This window comes from Wolbachia endosymbiont of Drosophila tristis, assembly GCF_028981745.1.
Lineage (GTDB): Bacteria > Pseudomonadota > Alphaproteobacteria > Rickettsiales > Anaplasmataceae > Wolbachia > Wolbachia pipientis.
This window is the reverse complement of the sequence record NZ_JAPQLN010000096.1, coordinates 1-5,922: the sequence shown is the minus strand read 5'-3', so window position 1 is coordinate 5,922 and position 5,922 is coordinate 1. Positions and strand designations below refer to the sequence as shown.

The window sequence follows — 5,922 nt, the reverse complement described above, 5'->3', positions numbered from 1 at the left end:
TTTTTCTTCTACTATATTTTGTAATTTCATAATTCATTTTCTCAAAAATTCCCTGCTTCTTCCATTGCCTGAACTGCTCATACACAGTCTTCCATAGCGGAAAATCATTTGGTAAATACCGCCATTGACACCCTGTACGCAATACATAGAAAATTGCTTCTAATATTTCTCTTTTGCTATACTTTGGCGGCCTTCCTCCTTTCTTGTATGATACTCTGAAGTGTTTTTCTATTCTTGCCCATTCCCTTTCGCTTAGATCTGTTGGATACTTTTTTCTCATCTTTACCCCGTACTAAAATTTCAGATATTATAGCCTTTTACTTGTTTCCGGACAACCTCTTATTATAGTTCACACCAACTTCCGAAATGATAGTTTGTACAGTTAGTATATCCAATCCAGGAATTTTGGTAAAATCTATGCCAGTTACTCGATATAATTCTTCATGCAAAGCAAAGTTTGGTTTACTTTTTCTATACTTATTTTTCTCTTCACCTAACTTTTTACTCTCATCAGACTTTGTCTCAAATGTTTTATAATATTCTTCAATGCTCCTGTCACATTCTGCTACTTTTTCCTGATAAATATTATATAGCTCAAATTCTTGCTTTAATGTAAATAGGTGTTCTTTCCTATAGTTTCCTGCTAATGCTTTTGCAATAACAGATTTATCACTTTTTATTCGTCCATCTCTTAGTTCAGCCAATTTTTCAGGATTACTCTCACCATCTATTATTGCTTTAATAATTTGCATTCCAGTTACACCAGTTGTATCGCTTATAACTCTATGTAGTTGAATATTCATTTGTGTTAGCGCTTTTTGCATACGCAAAGTATGTGTAGAAGCATTTTCAATTAAATTTTTACGTTGCCGAACATAACTACGCAATACACACATTTGATCATCTGGCCTAAATGACCCTTGGAGTAACCCGTAACTGTGTAGTTGTTGAATCCATTGACAATCTTGCACATCTGATTTTCTCCCAGGTACATTTTTAACATGTTTTGCGTTTACCAGTTTTACTTCAAATCCGTGTGATTCAAGTACTTGAAACAAAGGAATCCAGTACACTCCTGTTGACTCCATGGCTACTGTATTAACTTTACATTTTTTCAACCATTTTGCTATGTTATAGAGATCTTCCGTAAAGCAGCTAAATTTTTGTATACGTTGTTCATCGCTTCCTTCGGGTACACATACATAATGTACAGCCGAGCCAACATCGATTCCTGCTGCATTAGGATTCGTTATCTCTAATTTACTTTTGACCTTTGCCATTTTTTAATCTCCATTATATAATAATCCATAGTTGAGAAGTGCTTAAGCTTGGGACGGTTGAGTTATACATTCTTCTAATCGAGGTAGCCCAAAAGGCCCCATCAGTGGTTTGACCGTTCCTCCAAAGCCACGCTATCCCACGGGCACTTAAGGCACCATTGCATAGTTCGGCTATAACTGCAAAAAGCTCTTCTCTACAAAATTATATATAAAATTTGCCATACACTCAGCTAGGAAGTTTCTTTTTGGTTTGACAGGTTTTATCTGTCCGGCGCTATCAAGAGAATCATTAGTTAATTGTACTGCTGTATAAGTTGTCCGGTCATCCTCATCATCGGAACTAATACCTGAATCATGGCCATCACCTTCTTCAATCTTTTGAGTTTCTATATCGTGTTCATTTATTTCGCTCGACGAATCATAGTTGGAAGGGTTATACTGTTGATTAGGACGTTTAAAAATTTGACGCCAATCGCTGTAAGGCTCCTTAAAATCGAAAGGAGTGCGTATAACTTTTTCCTTGCCTGATACCCCACCATTCATATTGTATAACCATTACTCACTAATCCCTTAGTGAATATCGTAATATATAGGTCTGTCAATAAAAAAATATAACTTTCTTTGGTTCTAACCTTTGCAAATCAGTATCTATAGCTCGGTAATTTCTCATACGTTGCACTCTGGACCTAGGAGCGTTGTTAATAAATCCACGACAGCTAGACAATCCTTGCTCGTCCACTAAAAGGAAAAGCAGCAAGGAGCGAACCAAAAGCGATAAGAAAGGATCCAAGCCAGATTATAGACATTCCAGGTTTATAGTGCACTTTGGCTGCGATTTTGCTCTTACTCTTATCAATCTCTCCAATTACAACATAAATATCAGAAAGCAAATTGTGGTAGATACTGCTTTCAACATTTTTCTGACCTTCCGCAAGGTAAAATCTATATTCAGGAGTTACTTCACCTAATATCTTATTATTCAGCAAATTCCTGATATCCATTGTACCCCTCACTGCATGGAAATTTTTTTCTTTTATTAGCTCAATATTGCGTAAAGTAACTTTAAATTTATTGACTGTTATGCTATCCCCTATTTTTAAGTAATTTTCTTTTTTCTCCTGCCAACCAACTGAATAAGCTATACCAAGCACTAGAATTGCCACTCCAGCATGAGCAAGCATCATTGCATAGTAGGACTTAGAAACTCTTCTTGCTAATAAAATTGATTCACCAAATGCTACCTTAAATAAACGAATTCTTTTACTGTATGCTTCTAAAACAAAGATTAATAATGCTATGGAGATAGTAATTGATAGCACAATTATTAGCTCCATGTGAAAGATAAACGGCAAAATAGCTGCAGCACTGCAGAATGAAAATCTATATTCACGGAATATTGGCAATAGACTATTTCCCTGCCAACTGCAGTATTGCCCGATCATGGTGAGCACTAGAATAGCTAGTGCAATAGAGTTAAATAAAGAATTGTAATATGGTGCTCCAACTGAAATTAATTCACCGGTTAAATACTCAAGCACTGTAGGGTATAAAGTGCCAACGAACACGATGAAAAAGGCAGTGATGAATAATAAATTGTTCATCAGTATCATCGTAAAGCGTGAAAAGAATCTTCTACCCTCTGTCACTTGAGTAGCAAGTTTCTTTCTGGATTCCAGTGTCAAGCATTGGAATGACATCGCAGGCGTGTGATTTTTTCTCGTAAATACTACAAATATTACTAAGCTACTGACTGTAATTACACCAAGTAGAGCTAATATATATAGTCCATATCTTGGGTCATCTGCAAACGTGTGCACTGAGGTAAGTATTCCTGAGCGGACTAGAAATGTTCCAGTCACACTCAATATAAAAGTTGTAAGCGTAAGTAAAATAGCAAAGTTCCTTAAAACATTGAAATTCCGTACCACGAGCAACAAATGTGTCAGCGCTACTGCAATTAGCCACGGCATCAAAGAAACGTTTTCCACTGGATCCCAAAACCAAAATCCACCCCACCCAAGTTCGCGATATGCCCACCAGCTACCCAAGCTGATGCCCAAAGTGAGCAGCGACCAAGAAATAAGTACCCAAGGCCTGACAATTTTAGCCCAAACATTTCCTTCAGTATTTAAAATTAATCCAGCTATAGAGAGCGAAAAAGGAACGCTAAATCCAAGGTACCCCAAATATAATATCGGTGGATGAATAGCAAGGCCTATATCCTGCAATATCGGATTAAAACCCAATCCATCTGTTTCAATGCCTGGCATTTTAGTGAAGGGGCTGGATTCAATTAAAGTGAACAGCAAAAAACAAAAGCAAATCAGCCCATGAGTGATAAGAGATATTTTTTTTAATTTACTACCATTAGTTCGTTCTGGTGTCATTCCAGTGCTTGACACTGGAATCCAGTTTTTATTACACTGCCATTTGATGTACTCATTTGCAATTAAATTGTCTGGATCCCAGTGTCTGGACACTGGGATGACAGAAGAAGAGACTGGGATGACAGAGGGGGAAACTGGAATGACAGAAGGTATATAAATATCCATTAGTAATAAATACATGACAAGCACTAAGGTCCAAAGCAACATGGACCCTTCTTTGTTTCCCCAAACACCACAAATCTTGTAGATCAAAGGTTTTGTTGTGTGTGAGTGGTAGTATACGTTTTCAAGTGAAAAATCATTTGTAATGTGGCAGTAGATCAAAATAGCCATTGACGCTGATACACAAAAAAATATGGCAGTGGTAATAAACCGACAAGAACTAAGCGGTAAAAACAAATATGTCAAAGACAATAAGCAGGCTAGCAATAGCAATATATTCCCAAGTTCAGGCATAAAAAATTATAGTTTTTATATAAACAATATTACTGATGACAAGTTAGAAGTTAAAGTGTTAATTGATGCTAGCATAATGCTCCCGTAGTTAGCTGTGCTAGTATTAATTAAAAATTAAATATTAAATCTTTATACTTTTATAGATAGCGTTAATATTGAGGTAATATTGTGGGTACAACTAAGATTAGTAAATTTCCATTCAATATCAAAGGTAAAGTGGCAAAACAACATGCCGAACCAATAATCGAAAAAAATCTCTATACTATTTTAGGATTCAAAGATATAGAAGATTTTGAAAATAAGACAAGTAAACTTGTTAATAAAAAAGTTTGGCAATCATTTGTTGACTGCTTTGCAAAAGAAATAGATTATGCAGCAACCGAAGAAGTTGTAAAAAACATCGTTTGTAACATTGCAAAGAGTGATCAAGGTAATGCTTTTACCAAAACTGAACATCTCATATTAAATGAAAAGCAAGATAATAAAAAGAGAGAAAAAGCGATTAGAAAAGCTATTAGTATTTTGAGAAAAATCAATCCAGAAAAAGCCTTTAATGAACTTTCAGTAATAAAAAAACAAGCTGAAGATTTTTTACAAACCGATTTTTGTAAAGCACAGAGTAAATCACTTCAAGGATTTGCTCCATCTGGTGGACAGCTCTTTGCGGAAACTCTGAAATATATAGAAACACTAGAAAGATTATCCGAAGTAAAAAAAGAAGGGCTAGTTAGAGATTTCTTGTTAAATCATGTTAGTTTATTGAATAAAAAGTATCCTAAATCACAAGGTAAAAGGGAAGATGCTATAACAATACTATCAAGTGATGAGTTGAAGAATTTTTACAATAAAGGTGTAAAAGAAGGAATGTTACAACCAATGGCATCTTACAAAGGATGCAGAAACCTGTATGACAAAATGAACCAGATAAAAAATGAATCCAAAAGTATAATTAAAAGAGAAGAACGGGAAGAAAATTTAAAGAAAATAGATAAGTCGATAATCAGCGCAATTAATGACATAAAAAAACATAGAGAAGCAATCCTTAACTGTAAAGACTTTCAAAGTTCTTACATAAAAGAGAAAAAAGAACATCCATTTAGAGGCAACGCATGTCAAAAAATGATTGATATATATCAAGAGAGAATTGTTGGATATCAGGAGAAAATTCGTCAAAACTTAAACCAAATAAAAGCGATATTAAAAAGTGCGCCGCAAGAAATGGATGATGTGGAAGAATTCGAGGAAATAATTGATGATATACATGAAGCAAAGCAGTGTGATGAAATTTTTGATTCAGCTTTAATTTGTTTATCGAACATACAGAATGAGCTAGATATTCAGCTGGAAAATCCTTCAACAGAACTCAGAGCTTCACACATTAACGTTAAAACTGAGCTAACTAGGTTATAAGAACCAAATCTTTAGGGTAATGAAAGCACTTTAATTCAAGACAGCTCTTAGAGCTTGTCCGGAAACAAGTAAAAGGCTATAATATCTGAAATTTTAGTACGGGGTAAAGATGAGAAAAAAGTATCCAACAGATCTAAGCGAAAGGGAATGGGCAAGAATAGAAAAACACTTCAGAGTATCATACAAGAAAGGAGGAAGGCCGCCAAAGTATAGCAAAAGAGAAATATTAGAAGCAATTTTCTATGTATTGCGTACAGGGTGTCAATGGCGGTATTTACCAAATGATTTTCCGCTATGGAAGACTGTGTATGAGCAGTTCAGGCAATGGAAGAAGCAGGGAATTTTTGAGAAAATGAATTATGAAATTACAAAATATAGTAGAAGAAAAA

At 35.1% G+C, this 5,922-nt stretch carries 6 protein-coding genes and 1 pseudogene; 3 read left to right on the top strand and 4 right to left on the bottom strand.

What is annotated here, in order from left to right; genetic code table 11:
- The 4 genes and pseudogenes from OZD64_RS03980 to OZD64_RS03965 all read right to left on the bottom strand — a co-directional run.
- Positions 1-280, bottom strand: a 280-nt coding sequence (locus tag OZD64_RS03980; RefSeq protein ID WP_044471353.1) for an IS5 family transposase, incomplete at its 3' end; no start/stop codon positions are given.
- 58 nt (positions 281-338) lie between these two features.
- A pseudogene (locus OZD64_RS03975) lies at positions 339-1,280 on the bottom strand (IS110 family RNA-guided transposase); the annotation flags it as partial.
- 171 nt (positions 1,281-1,451) lie between these two features.
- The gene (locus tag OZD64_RS03970; protein WP_274999338.1) at positions 1,452-1,823 is read right to left on the bottom strand and encodes a hypothetical protein; all 372 of its coding nucleotides are present in this window, start codon (positions 1,821-1,823) and stop codon (positions 1,452-1,454) included.
- Positions 1,824-1,996: 173 nt separating this feature from the next.
- Positions 1,997-4,066 carry a cytochrome c-type biogenesis CcmF C-terminal domain-containing protein gene (locus OZD64_RS03965; protein ID WP_458695112.1) on the bottom strand — a complete coding sequence of 690 codons (2,070 nt, stop codon included), beginning with the start codon at positions 4,064-4,066 and terminating at the stop codon, positions 1,997-1,999.
- Between OZD64_RS03965 and OZD64_RS03960 the strand changes: the two genes are divergently transcribed.
- From OZD64_RS03960 to OZD64_RS03950, 3 genes are all read left to right on the top strand, one after another.
- A complete protein-coding gene (locus OZD64_RS03960) occupies positions 4,023-4,211 on the top strand; it encodes a hypothetical protein (RefSeq protein WP_022626229.1) in 189 nt (62 codons plus the stop codon). The two genes, OZD64_RS03965 and OZD64_RS03960, sit on opposite strands and share 44 nt — an antisense overlap.
- 80 nt (positions 4,212-4,291) lie before the next feature.
- Positions 4,292-5,533: a hypothetical protein gene (locus OZD64_RS03955; protein ID WP_095742638.1), complete on the top strand. Its 1,242-nt coding sequence runs from the start codon at positions 4,292-4,294 to the stop codon at positions 5,531-5,533.
- Between the two features lie 109 nt (positions 5,534-5,642).
- Positions 5,643-5,922 (top strand): IS5 family transposase (locus tag OZD64_RS03950; RefSeq protein WP_044471353.1); only part of this gene is annotated, 280 nt, incomplete at its 3' end.